The organism is Streptomyces sp. ISL-87 (assembly GCF_018614095.1).
Lineage (GTDB): Bacteria > Actinomycetota > Actinomycetes > Streptomycetales > Streptomycetaceae > Streptomyces.
On record NZ_JAGGOY010000002.1, the window covers coordinates 1 to 22,673 of the forward strand.

Genomic DNA, 22,673 nt, shown 5'->3' on the forward strand with positions numbered 1-22,673 from the left:
CTTCTACACCTCCGCGCTCATCAGCATCCGCAACTGCGACGAGTCCCGTCGCTTCTACGAACGCAAGCGCGCCGAGGGCAAGCGCCACACCCAGGCCGTCCTTGCCCTGGCCCGCCGACGCGTCAACGTCCTGTGGGCCCTCATCCGTGACGGAAAGTGCTTCCAACGCGAACTCCCTGTCATTGCCGCCGCTTGACAACAGCATTAGGAGGTTGCAGCGGGACCTGTCCCGCAAGGCCAAGGGCAGCAACAATCGGGACAAGGCCCGTGTCAAGGTAGCCCGGCAGCACGCCAAGGTGACCGACCGGCGTCGGGACTGGCACCACAAGGAATCCACGAAGATCATCCGCGACAGCCAAGCGGTGTACGTGGAAAACCTCGCGGTATCCGGTCTCGGACGAACTCGGCTCGCCAAGTCCGTGCACGACGCCGGATGGTCGGCGTTCGTCAACATGCTGGAGTACAAGGCCGTCAAGCACGGCCGATACTTCGGCAAGATCGGACGCTTCGAGCCGACCTCTCAGGTCTGCTCGACCTGCGGCGTCAAGGACGGCCCCAAGCCGCTGCACGTCCGGGAATGGACCTGCATGGAGTGCGGGACCGTCCACGACCGCGACCACAACGCCGCTAAGAACACCCTGGCCGCCGGACGGGCGGACAGGCTAAACGCCTCGTGGAGCGCCGGTAAGACCAGGACGAAAGTCCCGGCACAGCGCGGTGAAGCAGGAAGCCACCGAGACGGTCAGACGACCGTGGCACGAATCCCCGCCCTTTAGAGCGGGGAGCACGTCAAGCCGCTACCGGTTCCTTCGTGGAGTCCGGGTCGGAGCCGGTGCGCGCCGTGGCCGCCGGGTCCGCGGCCGGGTCCGTGTTCAGGTCGGTCAGCATCTGCCGTGTGAAGCCGAAGAAGTATGTGGCGAGGAAGCCCGCCAGGTAGCCCACCGCCAGGCCGCCCGCGTAGATCGCGAGGGTGAGGCCCGTCCCCGACTTGCCGTCCAGCAGCGGGAACAGGGCCCAGCCCGAGGGGCCGATGGCGGTGGAGCCGAAGACGACGCCCAGCTGGTTGAAGAGGCCGACGAAGGCCCCGCCGGCCGCGCCGCCCGCGCAGGCGGTGATGAAAGGGCGGCCCAGCGGGAGCGAGACGCCGTAGATCAGCGGTTCGCCGATGCCCAGGAAGCCGGCCAGGAGCGCGGACTTGATGGTCGTACGGAGCGAGCGGTTGTGCGGGAGGCGGCAGTAGACCGCGATGGCCGCGCCGACCTGGCCCGCGCCCGCCATGGCGAGGATGGGCAGCAGGACGGTGTAGCCGGAGTGCTCGATCAGGGTGGTGTGGATCGGGATCAGGGCTTGATGCAGGCCCAGCATGACGAGCGGGAGGAAGAGGCCGCCCAGGACCAGGCCGGCGAAGGCGCCGCCGGTGGAGAGGAGCCAGTTGGCGAAGGTGCCGATGGCGGAGGAGACCTCGCCGGCGACGAACATCAGGCCGAAGATCGTGACCAGGCCGGAGATCAGCACGGTGAGGGTGGGGGTCACCAGGACGTCCACGGCCTCGGGGACCCACGCCCTGCACCACCGCTCGACGTGGACGGTGAGCAGGGCGGCCGCCAGCGCGCCCAGGACGCCGCCCTGGCCGGGGGAGAGGTGCTGGCCGAACGCCTCGATCTTCGCCACGCCCGGGAACACGATGACCGCGGCGACCGCCCCGCCGAGGATGGCCGTGCCGCCGAACTCCTTGGCCGTGTTGTAGCCGACGAACACTGCGATCAGTGACATGAACCCGGAGGCGACGGCGGCGAGGGCGGGTGCGACGCCGGGCAGCCAGCCCGTGTTCGTCAGGACGCCGTTCAGTCCCGCGATGATGCCGCAGCCGATGAGCGCCGGGATGAGCGGGACGAAGATGTTCGCGACGCGGCGCAGGAACAGCTTGAAGGGGGTGGAGTTCCTGGCCCTCTGCGCCTCCTTCATCGCCGCGCCCTGCGCTGCGAGGCCGTCCGCGGTGACGGGGTGGGGTGTCGCGGTGGCGGTGGCGGTGGCGGCGGTGGCGGTGGCGATGGTGGCCCGGCCCTCCGCGGCCAGCGCCTCGAACTCGGGCGTAACGCGGGCGACGGTGCCGGGGCCGAGCACGATCTGGTACGTCTCGTCGTCGACGACCCCCATGACGGCGGGCAGCGCCTTGAGGGCCTCGTCCTGGACCAGCGAGCGGTCGCGCAGGCCGAGGCGCAGGCGGGTCATGCAGTGGGCGATGGATGTGATGTTGTCCGGGCCGCCGACCAGAGGAAGGATCGCGGCGGCTGTGGCGCGGTTCTTGTCAGTGGACATGGTGTGGTCGCCTTGCGTCGGGGGAGCGGGGCAGCGGTCAGCGGTCAGCGGGTGGTGGTCCGTGCGTCGAGGGCGTCGAGGGCGTCGCGCAGGTGGCCCTGTGAGGCGGTGAGGAGTCCGGCCGCGGTGGGCCCGTCGACGCCGCCGAGGATGACGAGGACGGCGTTCTTCACCTCGCCCCCGGTGGCGGTGAGCGCGGCCTCGATCTCCTCGTCGGGCGCGCCGGTGGCCAGCGCGACGATGCGGCGGGAGCGGGCGCGGAGCTTCTCGTTCGAGGCGCGTACGTCGACCATGAGGTTTCCGTAGGTCTTGCCGAGCCGGATCATGGTGATGGTCGAGATCAGGTTGAGTACGAGCTTCTGCGCGGTACCGGCCTTCAGGCGGGTGGACCCGGTGAGCAGCTCGGGGCCGACGACCACCTCGATGCCGTGCTCGGCGGCGGCGGCGAGCGCGGAGCCGGCGTTGCAGGACAGGCCGACGGTGAGCGCGCCGCGGGTACGGGCGAACTCGACGGCGCCGATCGCGTACGGGGTGCGGCCGGAGGCGGAGATGCCGATGACGGTGTCGTCGGGTGTCAGTTCCAGTGCTGCCAGGTCGGCGGCGGCGAGCTCCTTCGAGTCCTCGGCGCCCTCGACGGCCTTGACCATGGCGGCGGGGCCTCCCGCGATCAGGCCGATGACCTGGGCGGGGTCGGTGTTGAAGGTGGGCGGGCACTCGCTGGCGTCGAGCACGCCCATCCGCCCGGCGGTGCCGGCGCCGGCGTAAAGCAGCCGCCCGCCGCGTGCCATGCGTACGGCGATGCCGTCGATGGCGGCGGCGATCCGCGGCAGCTGCCCGGCGACGGCGGCCGGGACGGTGGCGTCCTCGGCGTTCATGGTGCGGGCGATGTCGAGGGTGGACAGCCGGTCGATGTCGGCCAGTTCGGGGCGGAAGGCCTCGGTGGTCAGTGTGTCCAGCTGGGCGCGGAGCGCGGCGTACGCGGTCATGGGCGGGGCTCCTGGCGGGGTTCGCGGCGGGTGGGGAGGTGTCGCGCTCAGGGAGGGGGGGTACGGGGGTACGGGGTCTGCCCCATGACGATATTTCAGGAGATGGAGGGTGCCGGGCCTGCCGGGCACACCTTCGCTCTCCGCGTGTCGTCCACGGGGGCACGCGCCGTTACGTACCCGCACACCTCGGCGCCGAGTGCGGGGCTCGTTTGAGCCGGGAGCCGGATCGCCCCTCCCTTTTCGGGAGAGGAGGAGTCAAAATGGGCGCATGGACCATGCGACCTCCCTGGAACAGGCGCTGCACGCCGCGCGTGCCCTTGTACTCGCCGATCTCGTCGCGGGCGAGGTCGCCGAGGCCGATGTCGTCTCCCTCGTCGAGGACTCGGTCACGCACCGCCGGTGGTGGGTGGAGCAGTGGCCGGAGGGGGTCGACTACCTTGCCGGACTAGTCGCCCAGGACGTACAGGACGCGCTGCTGGAGAAGTACGGGCGCTGGCCGCTGTGCCCGGTCTGCTCGCACGGTGACCCGCACGCGCTGGATGTGGAGCCGGAGCTGGGGCCTGATCCGCACTGGGTGTGCGGGAAGGCCGGGGTGAAGGTGGCGGCGGTGGGCGGCCTCGGCCCTGTCTTCGGGCCCGGCGGCGGTGGCCGGTGAGCCGGCGGGGCCGGCGGGGCCGGTGAGCCGGCGGTGACGCTCTACATCGACCCGCCGACGTGGCCGGGGCACGGCCGCATGTGGTCGCACCTGGTCAGCGACGTCTCGTACGAGGAGCTGCACGCCTTCGCGGCGGGCATCGGCTGTCCGCCGCGGGCGTTCGAACGGGACCACTACGACGTGCCTTCGCATCGGTACGCGGATGCGGTGTCCGCGGGCGCGGTGGAGATCGGCAGCAAGGAACTGGTCCGCCGCCTGACGGCCGCGGGCCTCCGCCGCCCCAAGAGCCGCCCGGCCTGACCGCTCCGCGGGGCACTCCGCGCCCGGAACACGGCCCCGCGGGGCACTCCGCGCCCGGAACACGGCCCCGCGGGGCACTCCGCGCCCGGAACACGGCCCGCGGGGGGCCGGGCCCCCTGCATGGGTGCGGCGCCGCTGTCGGGGGCGCTGCCCCCGAACCCCCGCGCCTCAAACGCCGGCGAGGCTGGATATTCCGGCGGCAGCCGGGGAGTCGCCGTACGGGTCCGGGCGGAGCCCGGGGGACGGTGGAAGGGCGGCGGATATTCCGGCGGCAGTTGGGGAGTCGCCGTACGGGTCCGGGCGGAGCCCGGGGAACGGTGGAAGGGCGGGTAGGGGACAGCCCCGCAGGGACCTGCCCCGGGTGGGCCCCGCCGGACAGCCCCGCGGGGACCCGCCCCGGGTGGGTCCCGCCCGGTAGGGGGCAGGCGCGCGGGCACCCGGCCCGGGTGGATCCCGCCCTGTAGAAGGGCAGGGGCGCGGGCAGCCCCGGGGGCTGCCGGGGCGGGCGGCAGGCGGGTCAGCTCGTGGTGGCGGCCGGTTCTACGGCGGCGGCGGCGACGGACGCGCTCGACGCGACCACCCGGCCGGCCCGCGGCGGCGTACGGCGGTCCAGGCGCAGGGCTACGACGCCGAGGGCGATCGCGGTCAGCGTCATGGCCGCGCCCGCCCACGCGGTGGCGGAGAACCCGTACCCGGCGTCGATCACGGTGCCACCGAGCCACGGCCCGCCCGTGTTGCCCAGGTTGAACGCGGCAGTCGTCGTGGCCCCGGCCAGGGTCGGCGCCGCGCCCGCCACGTTGAACATCCGAGCGTTCAGGGCCGGCGCGGTGAAGAACGCCGAGACGCCGATCAGGAACGACAGCCCGACCGCCGCCACCTGCACCGACGCCAGCAGGGCCAGCGCCGTCAGGAACACCGTCGAGGCGGTGATGCCCCACAGCATCACCCCGAAGAGGTGCGCGTCCGCGACCCGGCCGCCGATGGTGGTGCCGACCAGCGCGCCCACCCCGAACAGCCCCAGGATCCACGGCACCCACCCGGAGTCCAGCCCGGCCACGTCCGTGAGCAGCGGCGACAGGTAGCTGAAGGCGCAGAACACGCCGCCCGCGCCGAGCGCGGTGACGCCGATCGACAGCCACACCTGCCGGTCCCGGTAGATCCGCAGCTCCCGCCCGAGCGACGGCTTCTCGGCGGGGAGCGGGATCTTCGGGATCAGGGCGAGGATGCCGGCGAGGGCGACCGCGGAGGCCGCGCCGACCGACCAGAACGCGGAGCGCCAGCCCAGGTGCTCGCCGAGGAAGGCGCCGGCGGGGACGCCGAGGACGTTGGCGATGGACAGGCCGCCGATCATGACGGCCATCGCGCGGGCCCGCGCGTCCACCGGGACCATCGCGATGGCGACCGCCGCGCCGACCGCCCAGAAGCCGGCGCAGGCGAGCGCCGACACCACGCGGGAGGCGAAGAGGAGCTCGTAGGAGGGTGCCAGCGCGCCCGCGACCTGCCCGAGGCCGAAGAGGCTGATCAGGGAGACGAGGGTGGTGCGGCGCGGCAGGCGCAGGGTGGCCACGGCCAGTAGCGGCGCGCCGATGACCATCCCGATCGCGAACGCGGATATGAGCAGGCCCGCCTGCGGGATGGTGACGTCCATGTCCTCGGCGATGGGCGGCAGGAGCCCGGAGAGCATGAATTCGCTGGTACCGAGCGCGAAGACGGACAGTCCGAGGACGTAGACGGCGACGGGCATGCGGGAGCGTTCGGCAGATACGGGCATGACTCTCGGCAACCGTGGCGAACGCGATCACATTCCCCGGGGGGTGTGTCAGGGGTGTGTCAGCTGTCTGAAGCGTGGCCGCCGGGAGCGGTGAGTCCGGCGAGCTCGGCGGTGAGGTTGGCGCGCGCCGGGGCTTCCCAGTGCGCCGTCCCGTACGGGGTGCGGAAGAGCCTCGGCAGGTCCAGCAGCTGGCGCAGTACGGCGGCCCGGCCGGCGCGGAAGGCGTCGTCGGGGACGAATCCGTACTCGGCCCGGACCGCGGCGACGTACGCCGCGTACGCGTCCGGCTCTCCTGCCAGCACGGCCAGGTCCGCGTCGCAGAGCACCTCGCCGTTGGTGTCGCCGGGGGCGGGGTCGTGGGTGACGGTGAGCCGGACCAGCCGGGCGACCTCGGCGGTGCGGGACGCGTCGACGCCGAGTTCGGGGAGGGCGCGCTCGGCGAGGGCGGCGCTGCGCTCCTCGTTCTCGGAGCGGTCGGGCCGGTAGACGGCGTCGTGGAACCAGGCGGCCAGCTCGACGGCGGCGGGGTCGTCGGCGTGGTCGGCCAGTACGTCTATCCGTGCGAGTACGTCGGCCAGGTGCGCGGTGGTGTGGTACCGCCGCTGCGGCTCCGCCCAGGCGGTGAGGAGCCGGTCGGCGTAGGGGCCGGGATCCCGCCCGGCGCCGGCGCCGGCGGCGATGGCCGTCGCGTGCCAGCGGGCGCGGAGCCGCGCGGTGTCGTGGCGGGGCGCCGTGTCGTGGCGGGGCGCCGTGTCGTCGAGGGGCGCGTCGGAGGTCATGCGGCCATTGTGGCGGGGGCGCCTCGTCTTCTCCACGGCGCCGGGGCGGCGGGGCGGTGGCGTGATTGTGCTGGTGGTGCGGGGGCGGAGGGCCGTACTCTGGATATTGGACTAGACCTATTTTCCATACCAGCAGCTTTCCGGAGGAGTGGGGCCGAATGAGCAACCGTGCAGTCCTGGAGGTGATCGCCCTCAATGCCGAGGACGCGGTCGCGGCCCAGGCGGGTGGGGCGGACCGCCTTGAACTGGTCACCGACATGGCCGCCGACGGGCTCACTCCGCCGCGCGAGACCTTCGCGGCGATCAGGGCGGCGGTCGACATCCCCCTGCGCGTGATGCTCCGCAGGACGGACGGGTTCGCGGCGGGATCGGCGGAGGATGTCGAGCTGCTGGCCGGGGAGGCGCGGGCGCTGCGCGCGGAGGGGGCGCAGGAGTTCGTCCTCGGTTTCCTGAACGCGGACGGCACGCCGGACCTGGCGGCGGTGGAGGCGGTCGTCGCGGAGCTCGGCGGCTGCCGCTGGACCTTCCACCGGGCGATCGACCGGGCGGCGGACCGGGACCAGCTGCGGAAGGCGCTCGCGGACCTGCCGGGGCTGGACACGTATCTGACGGCGGGGTCGGCGGACGGGGTCGACGCGGGTCTGCCGGTGCTGGTGGCTGAGGCGGCGCGGCGGGGGGAGCCGGGGTACGAGGCGCAGATCCTGGTGGGGGGCGGGCTGGTGCTGTCCCACCTGCCGGTGTTGCGTGCGGCGGGCGTCGACGCGTTCCACATCGGGGGTGCGGCCCGTCCCTCCGGGTGGGGGCGGCCCGTCTCGGCGTCGGCCGTCGCCGAATGGCGGGCCGCCTTGTCCTGACCCCCCTGGGCCTCTTGGGCTCCGCCCCGGGATTCCCCCCGCGCCTCTATCGCCGGCGGGGCTGGGTCGGGCCCCCGGGGCGGGCCGGGTGCGGCGCCGTTGCCGGGGGCCAGCCCCCGGACCCCCGCGCCCTCAAACGCCGGCGAGGCTGAAATGCCCCGGCCTCGGGCCGCAAGTGTGGGCGGGGCTGGGTCGGGCCCCCGGGGCGGGGCGGGTGCGGCGCCGTTGCCGGGGGCCAGCCCCCGGACCCCCGCGCCTCAAACGCCGGCGAGGCTGGACTAGCAAGCGTCGGCGGGGCTGGAATGCCAAGCGTCGGCGGGCCGGGGCCGCCTCAGGTCAGGGCCGTCGGGAGGGGGGCCGCGTGTAGGGCGGTCAGGCCTGAGACGGCTCGGGTGAGGCAGACGTACAGGCGGCGCAGGCCTGTGCGCTCGTCCGGCTCGCCCGCGACGATGGCCGCGGGCTCGTCCAGTACCACGTAGTCGTACTCCAGGCCCTTCGCCAGCGACGCCGGCACCAGCGTCAGTCGGGCCTGCGCCGTCGTCTCCTCGCCCGGCGACAGGTACGGGAGGTCCGCGGCCAGCAGGGCATCCGCCAGCTCCGGGATGCGCGCGTCCGCCGCGATCAGGCCGATCGAGCCTTCGTGCGTGAGGGAGGCACGGCAGGCTTCGATCACTGCGGTGGTGAGGGCCCCGAGGTCGGCGGCCGGGGCCGGGGAGATGGTCAGGCTGCCCGGCGTCTCGCGGACCGAGGAGACCGGGGCCAGGCCCGGGGAGATCGACGGCAGCAGGCGGGAGGCGTACGCGATCACCTCGCGCGGCACGCGGAAGCCCGCCGTCAGCTCCTCCAGGACCGCCTCCGGCTTGCCGAGGTGCGTCAGGGCCTCGTCCCAACTGCGGGTCGCCCACGGGGTGGTGCCCTGGGCGAGGTCGCCGAGGACCGTCGCCGAACCCGTCGTGCAGCGCCGGCCGACCGCGCGGTACTGCATCGGTGAGAGGTCCTGCGCCTCGTCGAGGACGACGTGCCCGAGGGAGTGGGTGCGCTCCACCAGGTCCGCCGCCTCGTCGATCAGGACCAGGTCCGCCGCCGACCACTTCGCCGACTTCACGCTCCGGAACGGCTTCGGCCACAGGAGCAGCCGCTGCTCCTCGTCCGACAGCAGGCCCTGCGCGTGCAGCGCCAAGAACTCCGGGTCCGAGAGGAGCCGCAGGAGCAGCTTCGCCGGCTCGACCAGCGGCCACACCGCCTTCACCGCCGCCTTGACCGCCGCGTTGCGCGCCACCGCGTCCTGCACGCGGTCGTCCGGTGCCTCGCCCGCCTGTTCCATCCGTACCAGCACCGCGTGCGCGATCCGCTGCGGCAGAGCGTCGCGGGCGGCGCCGTAGCGGATGTCGCGGTTCTGCAGCTCCTCCACGATCTCCGCGAGCTCGTACGCCGGTACGCGCCACCGGCGCGACCCGCGGACCACCATCAGCGGTTCCGTGGGCGCGGTGACGTGCGAGCGGACCGCGCGGCGCAGCACCTCCGCCATGCGGGCGTCGCCCTTGACCACGGCGGTCGCGGCGGGGTCGGTGCCGCGGACCTCCAGGCCGTCGCGGGCGACCAGGTCGTCGACGGTGGCCTGCTTCACCTCCAGCTCGCCCAGGGCCGGGAGGACCTGCTCGATGTAATGGAGGAAGGACCGGTTCGGGCCGATGACCAGGGTGCCGGTGCGGGCGAGGCGGTCGCGGTGGGCGTAGAGGAGGTACGCGACGCGGTGCAGGCCGACGGCGGTCTTTCCGGTGCCGGGTCCGCCCTGTACGCAGACGGAGCCGGACAGGCCGGAGCGGACGATCTCGTCCTGCTCGGGCTGGATCGTCGCGACGATGTCGCGCATGGGGCCGACGCGGGGGCGCTCGATCTCCTGCTGGAGCAGCTTGCTGACGGCGGCCGCCTCGGCGGGGTCGGAGAGGTGCTCGTCCTCGTACGCCGTGAGCTCGCCGCCCGTGTAGCCGAAGCGGCGGCGCAGGGCGATGTCCTGCGGGTCGGTCTTGGAGGCGCGGTAGAAGGGCTGGGAGACGGGGGCTCGCCAGTCGATCACCATCGGGTCGCCGCCGGCGTCGTGGACGTGGCGCCGGCCGATGTAGAACTGCTCGCCCTCCGCGCCCTCGGCCAGCTCCGCGCCGGGGGCGTGGAGGTAGTTGAGGCGGCCGAAGAAGAGGGGCGTGTGGGCGAGGTCGGCGAGTGCCTTGATGCGGTCGTCGATCTGGGCCTGGAGGACGATCGCGTTGACCCAGTTCGCGGTGACGTCGCGGATGTCGAGGGCCTCGACGTCCTCGCGCATGGCGCGGAGCGCGGCGCGGGAGGCGGTGAGGTGCGAACGCTCGCGGGCGAGGGGGTCGGCGGCGGCCTGGGCGGTGGGCGCGGTGGGCGCGGTGGCGGTGGCGGTGGCGGTGGCGGTGTCTGGGTCGGGGGCGTACGCGGGCACGGGACTGCCTCCAGCTGCTGGTCTGCTCTGCGTGGGTGGATGCCCGCCGGTTTCCGTCCGGGGGGCGGCTCTCCCCGACGGGCAGCGGGAGGCGGCAAGAGCGGAGATTCTAGTCACGGTGGAGGTGTTGCGCGAATGGATTTAGGGGGCCGAAAGTCCCTTCCGGGCGGGACCTCCGTACGGGTGCCTCCCGGGGGCTGTCCGACTTCAGGCAGATCCCGTACCTGCTGCTCACCGGCCGTGTCCGGGCCGGCCTGACGGCCCTGGCCGCCTTCACCGGTACCGCCCTGCTGGGCCTGCTGGTCCTTCCGCAGGCCTCCGCCGACTTCTGGGCCCGCCACCTGCCCGCGAGCGGCCGCGCCCTGCTGCTGGACTGGCCCCACCTGTGGGTCTGGTGCGTCCCGCTGCTCACCCTCCTGACCCGGGCGGCCCGACGCCGCCCGCGGAAGGCGGCGCCGTGCCTCATCCCCGTACCCAGGTCACCCCTCGGGCAGGAGGATGTCCGCGTCGTCGAAGATGCGCAGCACCACGAGCAGCAGTCGACCGCGCGACACCATGTACTCGGCCACGATCTGTGAGGTGAGCCGGATCTCGCGGTCCTGCTCGCCCGCCCCTATCGGCCGGGACAGCTCGGTGTAGGGGTCGCGCGCCAGGATTTCGACGGCCTTGTCGAACGAGGCACGGCGTGCGGGGTCCAGCCGATCGCGGTCATGGCCGGCCGACTCCGTGTAGAGGACCGCGTAGATCTCCTGGTGCGTCATGCGTCTCTCCTCGCCGGACGTGCGTCCCTCTCAGCGTAGCGATCGCGGGCCGGGCCGGGCCGGGCCGGGCCGGGCCGGTCAGTCGCTCGCCAGGAGCTCGTCCGCGTCCATGATCCGGTAGGCGTAGCCCTGTTCGGCCAGGAAGCGCTGGCGGTGGGCGGCGAAGTCCTGGTCGATCGTGTCGCGCGCGACGACCGAGTAGAACCGCGCCTCGTGGCCGTCCGCCTTCGGGCGCAGGACGCGGCCCAGGCGCTGAGCCTCTTCCTGGCGGGAGCCGAACGTGCCGGACACCTGGATGGCGACCGTGGCCTCCGGCAGGTCGATGGAGAAGTTCGCGACCTTGGACACCACCAGCACGCTGATCTCGCCCTCGCGGAACGCGTTGAAGAGCTTCTCGCGCTGCGCGTTGGAGGTCTCGCCCTTGATGACGGGCGCGTCCAGGTGCTCGCCGAGCTCGTCGAGCTGGTCGATGTACTGCCCGATGACGAGGGTCTGCTCGCCCTGGTGCTTGCGTACGAGCGCCTCGGTGACCTTCCGCTTCGTCGCCGTCGTCGCGCAGAAGCGGTACTTCTCCTCCGTCTCGGCCGTCGCGTACGCGAGCCGCTCCGACTCGGTGAGGTTGACCCGGACCTCGACGCAGTCGGCCGGGGCGATGTACCCCTGCGCCTCGATCTCCTTCCACGGCGCGTCGAACCGCTTCGGGCCGATGAGGGAGAAGACGTCGGACTCGCGGCCGTCCTCGCGGACCAGGGTGGCGGTGAGGCCGAGGCGCCGGCGGGCCTGGAGGTCGGCGGTGAACTTGAAGACCGGCGCGGGCAGCAGGTGCACCTCGTCGTAGAGGATCAGGCCCCAGTCCCGGGAGTCGAACAGCTCCAGGTGCGGGTAGACGCCCTTCCGCTTCGTCGTCAGGACCTGGTACGTGGCGATCGTGACGGGCCGGATCTCCTTGCGGGTGCCGGAGTATTCGCCGATCTCCTCCTCCGTCAGCGAGGTCCGCTTGACCAACTCGTGCTTCCACTGCCGGGCCGAGACGGTGTTCGTGACCAGGATCAGCGTCGTCGCCTTGGCCATCGCCATGGCCCCGGCGCCGACGAGCGTCTTGCCGGCGCCGCACGGCAGCACGACCACACCGGAGCCGCCGTGCCAGAAGCCCTCGACGGCCTGCTGCTGGTACGGGCGCAGCGCCCAGCCGTCCTCGACCAGGTCGATCGCGTGCGCCTCGCCGTCGACGTACCCGGCGAGGTCCTCGGCCGGCCAGCCCAGCTTGAGCAGGGTCTGCTTGATCTGCCCGCGCTCGGAGGGGTGCACGGCCACGGTGTCGGGGTCGAGCCGGGCGCCGACCAGCGGGGCGATCCGCTTGGAGCGCAGGATCTCCTCCAGCACGGGCCGGTCGGTGCTGGTGAGCACCAGGCCGTGCACGGGGTGCTTGGAGAGGGTGAGGCGGCCGTAGCGGGCCATGGTCTCGGCGACGTCGACGAGCAGGGCGTGCGGGACGGGGTAGCGCGAGTACTCCACGAGCGCGTCCACGACCTGCTCGGCGTCGTGCCCGGCGGCCCGGGCGTTCCACAGGCCCAGCGGCGTGATCCGGTAGGTGTGGATGTGCTCGGGAGCCCGCTCCAGCTCGGCGAAGGGGGCGATGGCGCGCCGCGCGGCTCCGGCGAGCTCGTGGTCGACCTCAAGGAGGAGGGTTTTGTCGCTCTGGACGATGAGAGGCCCGTTCACTGGATTTCTCCCAGGATGGCCCGGCCTTTAGGCCGGGGAGGAGTGGGTCCTTGGGGCGGAGCCGCGTAGCGGCGGAGTGCTCTGCGCATCTGTTCTGACCTGTGCTTTCTGGCGTTGTCAGTGGTGCCGGGTAGGTTGATCGTCATGACGACAGCAGCGATGGCCGAGGGGGCCGGGGATGCCCGGTACACCTACCGGCTGCGCGTGTCGTCCACCGCGCTCATAGCCCTGGAAGGGGAGTGGGCGCGGTGCCGTTGGGTGTGGAACGAGTGCGTGGCGATGTCTCGCAAGGTCCACCGCCTGAACAAGACCGCCGACGAGAAGATCACGTGCGGCCCGGCCCAGCTGGACAAAATGCTGACCGAGGCCCGTGCCGCGATGAGCTGGCTGCGTGAGGGCGCTTCGGTTCCGCAGCAGCAGATCATCCGGGACTTCGCGAAGTCCCGGGCCAAGGCACTCAAGGACATCAAGGCGAAGCTGCCGATGCGGCAGCGGGCCGGGATGCCCCGCATCAAGCGGAAGCGCGAGGCCGCCCCGTCGCTGAACTACACGCAGCGCGGATTCCGTATCCGGGACGGGCGTCTGCACCTGGCCGGTGGGATCGTGCTGACAGTCGTGTGGTCGCGTGAGCTGCCGTCCGCGCCCACGTCGGTGCGGGTGTACCGGGACAGCCTCGGACACTGGTACGCCAGCTTCGTCGTCAAGACCGAGACCGTGCCGCTTCCCGCGACCGGCAACGTGATCGGGATCGACTGGGGCGTGAAGGAGACCGCGACCACCACCAGCGACGCCCACGACCTCCCCCACGCCGAGCACGGGAAGACGGCCGCGCAGCGCCTGGCCCGGTACCAGAAAATGATGACCCGCCGCCGGACCCCGAAGAACCGGCCCGACACCGCCGGATACAAGAAGGCCCGCCGCGCGGCGGCGAAGGTCTCGAAGAAGATCGCCCGGCAACGCCAGGACACCGGACGCAAATGGGCCAAGACCGTGGTCCGCGACCACGACGCCCTGGCCGTCGAAGACTTCCGTCCGAAGTTCCTCGCGAAGTCCACGATGGCGAGGAAGGCCGCCGACGCCGCGATCAGCGCCACCAAGACGGCTCTGACCGAGATGGGCCGCAAGCACGGCCGGCCCGTGCACCTGGTCAACCCCGCGCACACCACCATGGACTGCGCACACTGCGGAGCGAGAGCCAAGCACCGCCTCCCCCTCTCCGAGAGAACATATACGTGCACCGCCTGCGGAACCGTGTCCCCCAGGGACAAGAACTCCGCCCGCGTAATGCTCGTCCGGGCTGGTCTCAACCCGGCTAGTGCTGATCTTGTAAGCCCCGCCACCTGCTAGGTGCCAGGCGAAGTGAGCTAGGAATCCCCTCCCTTCAGGGAGGGGAGGATGTCAAAAACGTCCCTTCCGGTGGGCCCCGAAACGCGGACGGCCAAACCTCCAGTCTGCCGTATGAAGGGGCCGGTGGGGTTACCTCTTGGGAGGAGGTGAGTCCTTCAGCGGTGCGGCGAAGGGGATCGCGGCCTCCCCGGACGAGCTGATCACAATGCCGTACCTGTCCGGATTCTCTTCTCTGTCGGACAGCTTTCCCTACCCGAGGTACGGGGTGGCCCGGTGTTGGAGGAAGTGGTTCAGGCGCAGCCTCTGGGTGTGGTGCATGGGCAGTGAGTCGAGTTCGACCGGCTCCACGAATCGCAGTTCCGTACTCTCATGGGAGATGGCCAGCTCGCCGCCGATGACGCGCGCGGTGAAGCAGACGTTGAACTGACGCCGCACCTCGCCGTCGCTGTACTCGATGATGTGCCGGGGGTCGGTGTATGTGCCGACGAGCCCCGTGATCTCCACATCGAGGCCGGTCTCTTCCCTGACCTCACGCACGGCTGTGCCGGGTAGGGAGTCGCCCAGGTCCATGCCACCGCCGGGCAGCGCCCACAGGTCGTTGTCCCGTCGCCGTTGCAGCAGGATGCGGCCGTGGTCGTCGGTGACCACTGCTGAGGCGGCTACGACCATGCTGTTGGGCTTGGGCGCGTGCGGATCGTCGTAGTACTCGGTCCGGGCCATGCCGTCATCCCTTCTCCGGTGCGGCTGTCTCCCATACGGCGTTGAAGCTGTCCGCGTACGTGTCGAACATGCCTCCGGTGCCCTGGCGGCGAAGGTGCCACACGGGCGCACCGTACGCGTTCACGCCCCAGACGTGGGCATTGACCAGCACTTGGTCATCCGCCCGGTACAGGCTGTTGTAGAGCGTCGTACCGTGCGTCCGTAGTTCGATTCCCGGGACATCGGCCAACGGCCGATAGTGCATGAGTGCGAGTCGGCAGCGGGATTCGATGCCGTGACCGAACTGCTCTTCCCGGCCACGCTGCTGGACGTTCTCGCTGTCCGCGTCACCGACTGCAATGCGCACCGCGCACCCGTCGGCAGCCCGCTCCCGCAGGAGGTCGTTCAGCCGGGGGTACGCCTCATGAAGGAACACGGCGGCGTACACCAGCACGTCAATCCGCTCCCGCGCTGCCGCAAGGAGATCCACGAACACGGATACGGGAAGGTCCGCACGCTGGTCGTACAGCCCGACGAGCTCCGGACTGACGGCTCGGGCGGCACGCGCCTGTCTGAGTGCCGGCCAGAGGGCGTGAACGTCCTCCCCCAACGCCTCAGCGGCCCGCAGCGCCGTTGCCCGCCGTGGGGTCCGCCCCAGGTTGACCCAGCGTTCCACGCTCTTCGGGTCCACACCCGTGGCACTCGCCAGCGCTGCGTGCGTCCACCCGACGGATGCCATGACGGCCCTTAACCGCTCGTTCTGCATAGGGACGTTCTACATGCCGTGGGACGTCCCGAAGTGGCAAAGGTACGAGGTTCCTCCGTCCCGATGACCGGCGGGACGATCACGTCACAAGCGGACGTGAAGGGGTACGGAATGGCCTGGGGACTCTGGCAGCAGGTTGAGCAGCGCGAACCCTTTCCGGTCCCCGATCCGGAGCCGGATGACCCTGACTGCGATGTATGCGCTGCGCTGGTGTCACAGCGTGCGGAGTGCTACCGGGTACGGGACTTCTCGGGAGTCGTGGACTGCAACGTCGAGCTCCGTCTGCACCCCCACGGGAGGGACGGCCGATGACGCGTGCCGTGTACCGCTACGTTCCCCACACGATCCGGCACGTCCCTGAGGGTGGGGCATCGTTCGAGGCGTTCTGCGTCGCCGTCGGCTGCGGGGCCGAATCCGGCGCACACGACGACCAGGCAGACGCGCAGGACTGGGCGCTCGGCCACACGGGCCGCACCGGGCACGACCTCTTCCGGCGAGTGGCGACGGATCACGCCAAGGTCACTCGTGGCGAGTAGGCAAGCCCGAAGCCGGACGCCGGAGCTGCCCCCCCGCTCGCCGGGGAGGCGCGTAGGGTCGGCGTATGAGTGATCAACAGTCTTTTGTGCCCGACGGGTTCGATGTGCCGTTCGGGCTGGCCGGGGAGGGGTTTCGGCTGGAGCCGCTCGGGCCACAGCACAACGAGCGGGATCTCGCCGCCTGGACCGGGAGCATCGCCCATGTACGGGCCACGCCCGGGTTCGTGGGCCGGGACTGGCCGCCGGTCGGGGGGATGGCGGTCGAGGAGAACCGCGGCGATCTGGTGCGGCACGCACAGGACTTCGCCGAGCGGCGCGGGTTCACGTACAGCGTCCTGGAGGGGGAGGGCGAGGTCATCGGGTGCGTGTACATCTACCCCGGGAAGGGCGCCCCGGAGCGCGTCCAGGTCAGTTCCTGGGTCCGGGCCGACCGGGCGCACCTCGATGCCGTGGTGTACGGGGCCGTCTCGCGGTGGCTGCGCGAGGTGTGGTCCTTCGAGGCCGGGCGGATCGACTACGCGCCCAGGTGAGGCAACGGGCCTGACGGGTACGGGGTTTCCAGCGGGAGCAGGGCGCGCGCCGCGTCCGGGGCACCGGCGCGCAGCAGGCCGTGGATTTCCCGGGCCAGCGGCGTGACGTCCCGGATGGAGACGGTCCACTCGTCCGCGTAGGCCCGTGAGGCCGGCCCGGACAGGCCCAGCTGGAGCGAGCGGTACGGCAGCGGGTTCAGGTGCAGGTCGCGCTCCGGGTCCCACTGGACACGCGCGGGCGCCTCGCGCAGCGCCTGCTTCCAGGCGGCCGCGTCGGTGTGCGTACCGCGCTCGAAGTGGGACAGGCAGGCGTGGCGCAGTGCGTGGTCGAAGCCCTCGCGGGTGATCTCGATGGCCAGCACCGTCTCCTGGTCGGCCTTGGACGCCCAGCCGCAGCGGTACATCATCCACAGGAACGACGGCTTGATCCACGTCATCCGCTCCCGCTTCCAGGCGGGCGGGAAACGGCCGTCACGCGCCGCCGGGACCCCGAGCCGGGGGGAGTACGCCTGGTAGACGGTGACGGTGGTGTCGGTGTGGGCGGCGCGGATGGCGCGCTCGGGGGTGTTGGACGTGCTGTCGGGCAAGCCGTTGGGCAAGCCGTTGGGCAAGCCGTTGGGCAAGCCGTTGGGCATGGTGTCGGACATGGTGCCAGGGTGCCGGGCGGGCGCCGCCTCCGGCCAGCGCTTTTCCCCGGACGGCCGCGATGCGATCCGGAAGGCGGCGGTCTTAGACGTGGTCCTCCGCCAGCTCCGCCACGCCCGTGATCCGGTGCAGCGCGTACGTCCGTACCTCGTCCGCCGTGTGGTCGTACCCGGTGACGAAGCCGCCCTCCACGCGTACCGGGGCGATGACCCGCTGGCTCGCCGCCCCGTCCGCGTTCACGTACCCGATCCACACGGCGGAGCCGGTCAGCGCGGCCGCCTGCACCGTCGCGAGGGTCTCCGCCGCGCTGGTGCGCGGGAGTTCGCCCGGGACGCCGGTGGACGGGGCGGCGGGTTCCTTGCGTACCGCCGTCGCCGCCCGGTCGCCCGCCCGGATCGCCCGTACCGCCGCGCCGAGCAGGGTCTCGTCCGGCACCGGCGGGCCGTCCGGTACCGGCTCGGGCGCCGAGCGCGCCGGGGTGCGGTGGGCGTCCGCCCGGGTCACCATGACGTCGCCGGTACGGGATTCCGCGGCCGGGGCGTACCCCATGGCCCGCAACCCGTCGAGCAGGGCGGTGGGTTCGGCCTGCGCGGCCAGTACGGTCGGGGCGAGGCGCCGCAGGCCCAGCCCGGCGGACCGCTTGTCGGCCAGGATCTCGTTCAGCATGCCGTCGTCGTCGCAGCGCACGTACGAGGACGCCGCCCCGACCCGCAAGTGCCCGTGCCGCCGGGCCACGTCGTCGATGAGGTAGGAGAGGGGCTGCGGCACCGGGGTGCGGCTGTGCTCGGTCAGGAAGGCCTGGAGGTCGACGGCGGTGTGGCCGGCGTCCAGGGCCCGGCGGACCGAGCCGGGCGTGAAGCGGTAGACGGTCGCCCCGCCCTTGGACTCCACCTCCGCCAGCACCGCCAGCACGTCCCCGAGCGGCCGGCGCAGCGGCCCGGGCGCCACCGCCGTCAGGTCGGCCTGGAGCAGTACGTGGTCCACCGGCTCGGGGAGCAGCGGCGCCAGCAGCGGCGCCGGGTCGCGGTGCTCCAGCAGGGCCCGGCCGTGCGCGGAGAGCGCGCCCCGGCCGGTGACGCCGAGGACCTCCGCCTCGGTCAGGGTCCAGTGCGCGAGGCGGGCGCGCAGGTCGCTCGTACCGCGCACCGGGCGCTCCCAGGCGAGCCGGTCGAGGAGGTTGTCCGGGTCGGGGGAGCCGCCTTCGGGGAGGGCGGCGAGGAGTTCGAGGACGCGCCGGCGCACCTCGGCGGCGGCGGAGCGGTCCAGCTCGGGGCCCAGCGCCGGCAACGTACGGCCCTTGGAGTCCTGTTCGCCGACCAGGCCGGCGGTGCGGGTGGCGGGCAGCCAGGCCGCCGCGAGCGCCGACCACCGCTCGGCGGGCGGGAGTTCGAGCCAGTCGTCGAAGGCCGGGGTGGGGGCGTAGCGCTCGTCGGCCTCCCCGTCGCTCGCCAGCAGGCCGGCCGCGTAGGCGAGTTCGATCCAGAACGCCGCCGGGCCCTCGGCGGTGTCCAGCGTGGCCGCGGCGCGCTTGAGGTCCCGTACGGCGAGCCCGCCCGCGCGCAGAACGGGCGGTCCCGTGTGCTCCCAGGACTTCACCAGCTCCTCGACGGTGGACAGCGCGGCCAGCGCCTGTCCGGCCGCGTTCGCGTCCACAAGCTGTGGACGGTGCTCGCGGTGCACGGTCACCGGCGGCGCGACCGGCTCCGGCGTGCGGTGCGCGAGCCCGCCGCGCAGGTACAGGGCCACCTCGCGGGGCAGTACGACGGTCCGCGCGGTGGCGGGCAGCAGCAGGCCGCGGTCGCGCAGCCAGCGCACCGGCGGGGCCGGATCCGGGGTCACCTCCCCGTACGGCGGCCCCCACACGAGCCGCCCCAGCACTTGGTGGGCCTCCGCCGGGGCCTGGTCCAGCAGGGCCGACATCCGCTCGGGATCGGTGAAGAGCCCGGTCAGCGCGGTCACGGCGGACACCGGGTCGTGGGTGGCGGGGAGTCCGGCGGCGGCGACGATCTCCTGGACGCGGGTCGGCGACATCCCGGCGGTGGCCTCGGCGACGGTCGGGCCGAGACCGGTGGGGGAGGGGCGGGTGGGGGAGGGCGCGAGCAGCTCCCGGGCGGTGCGGACCAGGCGCAGCCGGTCGTCGTCGCCCCATACGAGGGCCTGGTCGCGCAGGGTCGCGAGGGCCCGGGGGAGCGCGGCGCGGGCCCCGTTGTCCTCGCCGGTGGTGCCGTTCTCGCCGGCCAGCAGCGACTCCAGCACCGGGTACGGGCACGGGTCCGGGGCCACCGCGAGGGCCTCGGCCGTCTGGAGGGCGAACCGGTCGAGCCGGTCCAGCGCCCGCACCACCGAGGCCCGGGTCCCGGCGCGGGTGGCCAGCTGGGTGACGTCGCCGGGCACCGGGTTCAGCAGGTCGGGGCGCGCGTGCAGCAGCGCGGCGAGGGCCACGTCGTCACGGGCGCGCAGTGCCTCGGCGAGGGAGCGCGGGGCGGTTCCCCCACTCGGCTGGCTGCTGGGCTGAGTGCTCGGCCGGGTGCTCGGCTCGGTGCTTGGCTCGGGCACAGTCGCCTCCTGGTCGCGTCGGCCGGTCAGTCGGCCGGTCCCCATCCGGCCAACGGTATCCGCTGCGCCCGCGACCGCTCCACGGGCGCACGCGCTACCTTTCCGGCAGGCGGTACGGGAGGAGCCGGGGCATGGGGATCGAGAGCGACCAGCTGGTCTACGAATATCTGAGCCAGGTCGGGGACTTGGCTCAGCGGCGGCAGCTGTCCTCCGGCGACCGGATGCGGCTGGTGGCGGGGCTGCGGGACGAGATCGACCGTCGGCGCGCCAAGTACGACCCGGAGACTCCGGCCTCGGTCCGGCGGATCCTGGAACGGATCGGCACGCCGGAGGAGGTGCTGGACACCCTGGGCACCCTGTCGGGCCGCCCGGGCCCGGCGGCGCCCCCCGAGCGCGCCGGCCCGGCGGTCCCCACCCAGCGGGGCCCCGGCCGGCTGCGCCGCAACCCGGTGCCGGCGCCGCGGGAGGCCGAGCCGTCGCCGCCGCCGCGGAACACGCCGCCGCACCTGGCGGGCCTGGACGAACTCGGCAGCTCCGACGGGGCCGAGCCCGACTGGTGGCGGGTTTCCCCGGCCCCGTACGGCTCCGGCCCGCAAGTCGAGGGCTTCGCGGGCGGCATCGAGATCCCGGACCTCTTCAGGGCCCCGGCGGAGGAGCCCGAGGAGTCCGAGCCGGAGCCCCCTCCCGTCCCGCCGCAATCGCGCGCACGAGCCCTCGTACGGTTCCTCCGGGACCGGCGCCGCGGTGACCCGGCCGGGGCCCCGGAGCCCAAGTCGAAGGCAGCGGCCCCTGGCCCTGCCCCTGCCCCTGCCCCGGCCCCGCGCCCGAAACCCCACGCCTTCCTCCTCCTGGCGGCGGCCGTGCTGGTGGCGGGCGCGGTCGGCGGCTACTGGCTGCTGCTGGCGGTGGGCTGGCTGCTCGCCTACGCCTCGCGGGTGCTCGGGCCGAGGGAGCGCAAGGTGGTCGTGTTCGGCCTGCCGGGGGCGGTGCTCGCGGGGGCGCTGGTGTGGCTGTGGGGCCGCCAGCGCGGCCGCTGGGGCACCCCGCTGGACGACCAGGGGCTCTCCGACACCCTCCCCGGTCTGTGGCCCTGGCTGGCCCGCGGCGCCGCCCTCGCCTCGGCGGCGTACCTCCTGTGGCGCGCCCGCCGCCGATGACTCCGCCGGGCGGGCTGCGCCGCCCCCGGCTGCGGCACCGCTGCCGGGGGCCGGCCCCCGGACCCTCCCCCAGACTCCGTCCGGGGGGACCCCCAGCGCTTCAAACGCCGGCGGGGCTGGAATTTCGCCGGGATGCGGCAAAGGTTCACCGGCTGGTAGGGCGGGGCCAAGTCCGCGTTCCCGGTGCGCCGCCCCCGCTCTGCACAATGGCTCGTATGAGCCCCGAGAAATCCACCGCGCCCGCCGCCGCCCCCCTCCTGACGGTCGGCTTCGACCTGGACATGACCCTCATCGACTCGCGCCCCGGCATCAAGGCCGCCTACCAGGCCCTGTCCGCCGAAACCGGCACGTTCATCGACGCCGACGAGGCGATCACGCGGCTCGGCCCGCCGCTGGAGGAAGAGCTCGCGTTCTGGTTCCCGGAGGCTCAGATCCCGGCGGTGGCGGACCGCTACCGGGAGATGTACCCCACGCACGCCATCGCGCCGACCCCGGCGATGCCCGGCGCCCGCGAGGCGATCGAGGCGGTCCAGGCGCTCGGCGGCCGGGCGATCGTGGTGACCGCCAAGCACGAGCCCAACGCCCGCCTCCACCTCAAGCACCTCGGCATCGAGCCGGACGCCATCGTGGGCTGGCTCTGGGCCGAGGCCAAGGCGGGTGCGCTGCGCGAGTACGGGGCGCAGGTCTACGTCGGCGACCACGTGGGCGACGTACGCGGGGCCCGCGCGGCCGGCGCGCTCTCGGTGACGGTGCCGACCGGTCCGTGCCCGGAGCCGGAGCTGCGCGCGGCGGGGGCGGACGTCGTGCTGGCGGATCTCACCGCGCTGCCGGCGTGGCTCGCGGAGTACGTCCGTACCCAGGAGGCGGCCGAGGCGGTCCAGGCGGCCGAGGCGGTCCAGGCCGCCCAGGCGGCCGAGGAGCCGCAGGAGGTCCAGGCGGCCCGGGAGGTCTGAGGCTTACGCGGCCTGGGAGGCCTTCGCCGCCCTGCGCTGGGCCGCGGCCGAGCGCAGCACGCCCGCCGCCGAGAGGGCGAAGCCGACGCCCATGAGCATGCACACGGCCCACGCGTACGACGGGAACGGGTCGGTGCCGAGGAACAGCGGAGCCATCGTCGCCAGCGTGGCCACGGCGCCGACGATGAACACGATGCCGCCGGCCCGGACCAATGCGTCGCCGGGCCGTGCTTCGTCGGGGTGAGGAGTAACAGTCACCCCACCAGGGTAGTTCCCTGGCCGAAGTGGTCGTCCGTGAAGGACCGGGGAACGTCTTGTCACCCGTCCCTGGACCATTAGCCTGGAGGTGGCGGGTCGGTGACCCGCTGTACTGCTATCCGGAGCCGTTCCACGGCCATCCGGACCCGACGAGAACAAGGACAGAGGACGGACGTGCCTACCGGCAAGGTCAAGTGGTTCAACAGTGAGAAGGGCTTCGGCTTTCTCTCCCGCGACGACGGCGGCGACGTCTTCGTCCACTCGTCGGTGCTACCTGCCGGGGTGGACGCCCTCAAGCCCGGCCAGCGCGTCGAGTTCGGCGTAGTCGCCGGCCAGCGCGGTGACCAGGCGCTTTCGGTGACAGTGCTGGACCCGGCGCCGTCGGTCGCGGCCGCGCAGCGCCGCAAGCCCGACGAGCTCGCCTCGATCGTGCAGGACCTGACGACCCTGCTGGAGAACATCACACCGATCCTGGAGCGGGGCCGCTACCCCGACAAGCTGCACGGCACCAAGATTGCCGGGCTGCTGCGCGCGGTGGCCGACCAGCTCGACGTCTGAGCCGTACGCGCGGTTGCGCTCCGCCACTCGAAAGAGCGGCGGAGCGCAGCCGTTCGC

General features: G+C 72.9%; 22 protein-coding genes and 2 pseudogenes. 12 read left to right on the plus strand and 12 right to left on the minus strand.

Features of this window, described 5'->3' with window-relative positions; genetic code table 11:
• Both J7I97_RS00485 and J7I97_RS00490 read left to right on the plus strand, forming a co-directional pair.
• Window positions 1–196 (plus strand): annotated as a pseudogene (locus J7I97_RS00485) (IS110 family transposase); the annotation flags it as partial.
• 10 nt (window positions 197–206) lie between these two features.
• Window positions 207–776 (plus strand): annotated as a pseudogene (locus tag J7I97_RS00490) (RNA-guided endonuclease InsQ/TnpB family protein); the annotation flags it as partial.
• Window positions 777–789: 13 nt separating this feature from the next.
• On the opposite strand, the gene J7I97_RS00495 reads toward J7I97_RS00490, so the two are convergent.
• On the minus strand, window positions 790–2,319 hold the full coding sequence (locus J7I97_RS00495; protein ID WP_214930306.1) for a PTS transporter subunit EIIC: 1,530 nt from the start codon (window positions 2,317–2,319) through the stop codon (window positions 790–792).
• A gap of 44 nt (window positions 2,320–2,363) precedes the next feature.
• Window positions 2,364–3,305: an N-acetylmuramic acid 6-phosphate etherase gene (murQ, locus tag J7I97_RS00500; protein ID WP_214930307.1), complete on the minus strand. Its 942-nt coding sequence runs from the start codon at window positions 3,303–3,305 to the stop codon at window positions 2,364–2,366.
• Window positions 3,306–3,573: 268 nt separating this feature from the next.
• On the opposite strand from murQ, the gene J7I97_RS00505 reads away from it, so the two are divergent.
• Both J7I97_RS00505 and J7I97_RS00510 read left to right on the plus strand, forming a co-directional pair.
• On the plus strand, window positions 3,574–3,960 hold the full coding sequence (locus J7I97_RS00505) for a hypothetical protein (protein WP_214930308.1): 387 nt from the start codon (window positions 3,574–3,576) through the stop codon (window positions 3,958–3,960).
• A gap of 33 nt (window positions 3,961–3,993) precedes the next feature.
• On the plus strand, window positions 3,994–4,260 hold the full coding sequence (locus tag J7I97_RS00510) for a DUF4031 domain-containing protein (protein WP_214930309.1): 267 nt from the start codon (window positions 3,994–3,996) through the stop codon (window positions 4,258–4,260).
• A gap of 517 nt (window positions 4,261–4,777) precedes the next feature.
• Here J7I97_RS00510 and J7I97_RS00515 read toward each other — a convergent pair.
• Together J7I97_RS00515 and J7I97_RS00520 are read right to left on the minus strand one after the other, a co-directional pair.
• A complete protein-coding gene (locus J7I97_RS00515; protein ID WP_214930334.1) occupies window positions 4,778–6,004 on the minus strand; it encodes a Cmx/CmrA family chloramphenicol efflux MFS transporter in 1,227 nt (408 codons plus the stop codon).
• A gap of 86 nt (window positions 6,005–6,090) precedes the next feature.
• Window positions 6,091–6,810: a hypothetical protein gene (locus tag J7I97_RS00520; protein ID WP_251058350.1), complete on the minus strand. Its 720-nt coding sequence runs from the start codon at window positions 6,808–6,810 to the stop codon at window positions 6,091–6,093.
• 158 nt (window positions 6,811–6,968) lie between these two features.
• On the opposite strand from J7I97_RS00520, the gene J7I97_RS00525 reads away from it, so the two are divergent.
• A complete protein-coding gene (locus J7I97_RS00525) occupies window positions 6,969–7,664 on the plus strand; it encodes a copper homeostasis protein CutC (protein ID WP_214930310.1) in 696 nt (231 codons plus the stop codon).
• A 331-nt stretch (window positions 7,665–7,995) separates the two neighbouring features.
• On the opposite strand, the gene J7I97_RS00530 is transcribed toward J7I97_RS00525, so the two are convergent.
• The gene (locus tag J7I97_RS00530) at window positions 7,996–9,984 is read right to left on the minus strand and encodes an AAA family ATPase (protein WP_251058354.1); all 1,989 of its coding nucleotides are present in this window, start codon (window positions 9,982–9,984) and stop codon (window positions 7,996–7,998) included.
• Between the two features lie 407 nt (window positions 9,985–10,391).
• On the opposite strand from J7I97_RS00530, the gene J7I97_RS40125 reads away from it, so the two are divergent.
• Window positions 10,392–10,706, plus strand: coding sequence for a hypothetical protein (locus J7I97_RS40125; RefSeq protein WP_374195427.1), 315 nt, complete (start codon window positions 10,392–10,394; stop codon window positions 10,704–10,706).
• Here J7I97_RS40125 and J7I97_RS00540 read toward each other — a convergent pair.
• Together J7I97_RS00540 and J7I97_RS00545 are read right to left on the minus strand one after the other, a co-directional pair.
• Window positions 10,608–10,889, minus strand: coding sequence for a hypothetical protein (locus tag J7I97_RS00540; protein WP_214930312.1), 282 nt, complete (start codon window positions 10,887–10,889; stop codon window positions 10,608–10,610). The genes J7I97_RS40125 and J7I97_RS00540 overlap by 99 nt on opposite strands.
• 78 nt (window positions 10,890–10,967) lie before the next feature.
• Complete coding sequence (locus tag J7I97_RS00545) at window positions 10,968–12,611, minus strand: DNA repair helicase XPB (protein ID WP_214930313.1); 1,644 nt, start codon at window positions 12,609–12,611, stop codon at window positions 10,968–10,970.
• Window positions 12,612–12,755: 144 nt separating this feature from the next.
• Here J7I97_RS00545 and J7I97_RS00550 point away from each other — a divergent pair, with 144 nt between their 5' ends.
• Complete coding sequence (locus tag J7I97_RS00550) at window positions 12,756–13,958, plus strand: RNA-guided endonuclease TnpB family protein (RefSeq protein WP_214930314.1); 1,203 nt, start codon at window positions 12,756–12,758, stop codon at window positions 13,956–13,958.
• A 249-nt stretch (window positions 13,959–14,207) separates the two neighbouring features.
• Here the strand turns inward: J7I97_RS00550 and J7I97_RS00555 are convergent, their stop codons facing one another.
• Both J7I97_RS00555 and J7I97_RS00560 read right to left on the minus strand, forming a co-directional pair.
• Window positions 14,208–14,678, minus strand: a complete 471-nt coding sequence (locus tag J7I97_RS00555) for an NUDIX domain-containing protein (RefSeq protein WP_214930315.1) — start codon at window positions 14,676–14,678, stop codon at window positions 14,208–14,210.
• A gap of 4 nt (window positions 14,679–14,682) precedes the next feature.
• Window positions 14,683–15,423 (minus strand): helix-turn-helix transcriptional regulator, encoded by a 741-nt coding sequence (locus J7I97_RS00560; protein ID WP_214930316.1) that lies wholly within the window; start codon window positions 15,421–15,423, stop codon window positions 14,683–14,685.
• Window positions 15,424–15,731: 308 nt separating this feature from the next.
• On the opposite strand from J7I97_RS00560, the gene J7I97_RS00565 reads away from it, so the two are divergent.
• On the plus strand, window positions 15,732–15,959 hold the full coding sequence (locus J7I97_RS00565) for a hypothetical protein (RefSeq protein WP_214930317.1): 228 nt from the start codon (window positions 15,732–15,734) through the stop codon (window positions 15,957–15,959).
• Window positions 15,960–16,024: 65 nt separating this feature from the next.
• Complete coding sequence (locus tag J7I97_RS00570; protein ID WP_214930318.1) at window positions 16,025–16,489, plus strand: N-acetyltransferase; 465 nt, start codon at window positions 16,025–16,027, stop codon at window positions 16,487–16,489.
• On the opposite strand, the gene J7I97_RS00575 is transcribed toward J7I97_RS00570, so the two are convergent.
• Complete coding sequence (locus J7I97_RS00575) at window positions 16,474–17,136, minus strand: DUF4291 domain-containing protein (RefSeq protein ID WP_251058351.1); 663 nt, start codon at window positions 17,134–17,136, stop codon at window positions 16,474–16,476. The genes J7I97_RS00570 and J7I97_RS00575 overlap by 16 nt on opposite strands.
• Window positions 17,137–17,218: 82 nt before the next feature.
• Entirely contained in the window at window positions 17,219–19,735 is a 2,517-nt protein-coding gene (locus J7I97_RS00580; protein ID WP_214930319.1) for a helicase C-terminal domain-containing protein, read from the minus strand.
• Window positions 19,736–19,821: 86 nt separating this feature from the next.
• Between J7I97_RS00580 and J7I97_RS00585 the strand changes: the two genes are divergently transcribed.
• Window positions 19,822–20,847, plus strand: a complete 1,026-nt coding sequence (locus J7I97_RS00585) for a hypothetical protein (RefSeq protein WP_214930320.1) — start codon at window positions 19,822–19,824, stop codon at window positions 20,845–20,847.
• 206 nt (window positions 20,848–21,053) lie between these two features.
• Complete coding sequence (locus tag J7I97_RS00590; RefSeq protein WP_374195426.1) at window positions 21,054–21,800, plus strand: HAD family hydrolase; 747 nt, start codon at window positions 21,054–21,056, stop codon at window positions 21,798–21,800.
• 3 nt (window positions 21,801–21,803) lie between these two features.
• Here the strand turns inward: J7I97_RS00590 and J7I97_RS00595 are convergent, their stop codons facing one another.
• Window positions 21,804–22,058, minus strand: a complete 255-nt coding sequence (locus J7I97_RS00595; protein WP_214930322.1) for a hypothetical protein — start codon at window positions 22,056–22,058, stop codon at window positions 21,804–21,806.
• A 174-nt stretch (window positions 22,059–22,232) separates the two neighbouring features.
• On the opposite strand from J7I97_RS00595, the gene J7I97_RS39420 reads away from it, so the two are divergent.
• Complete coding sequence (locus tag J7I97_RS39420; protein WP_214930323.1) at window positions 22,233–22,616, plus strand: cold-shock protein; 384 nt, start codon at window positions 22,233–22,235, stop codon at window positions 22,614–22,616.
• Window positions 22,617–22,673 lie beyond the last annotated feature (57 nt).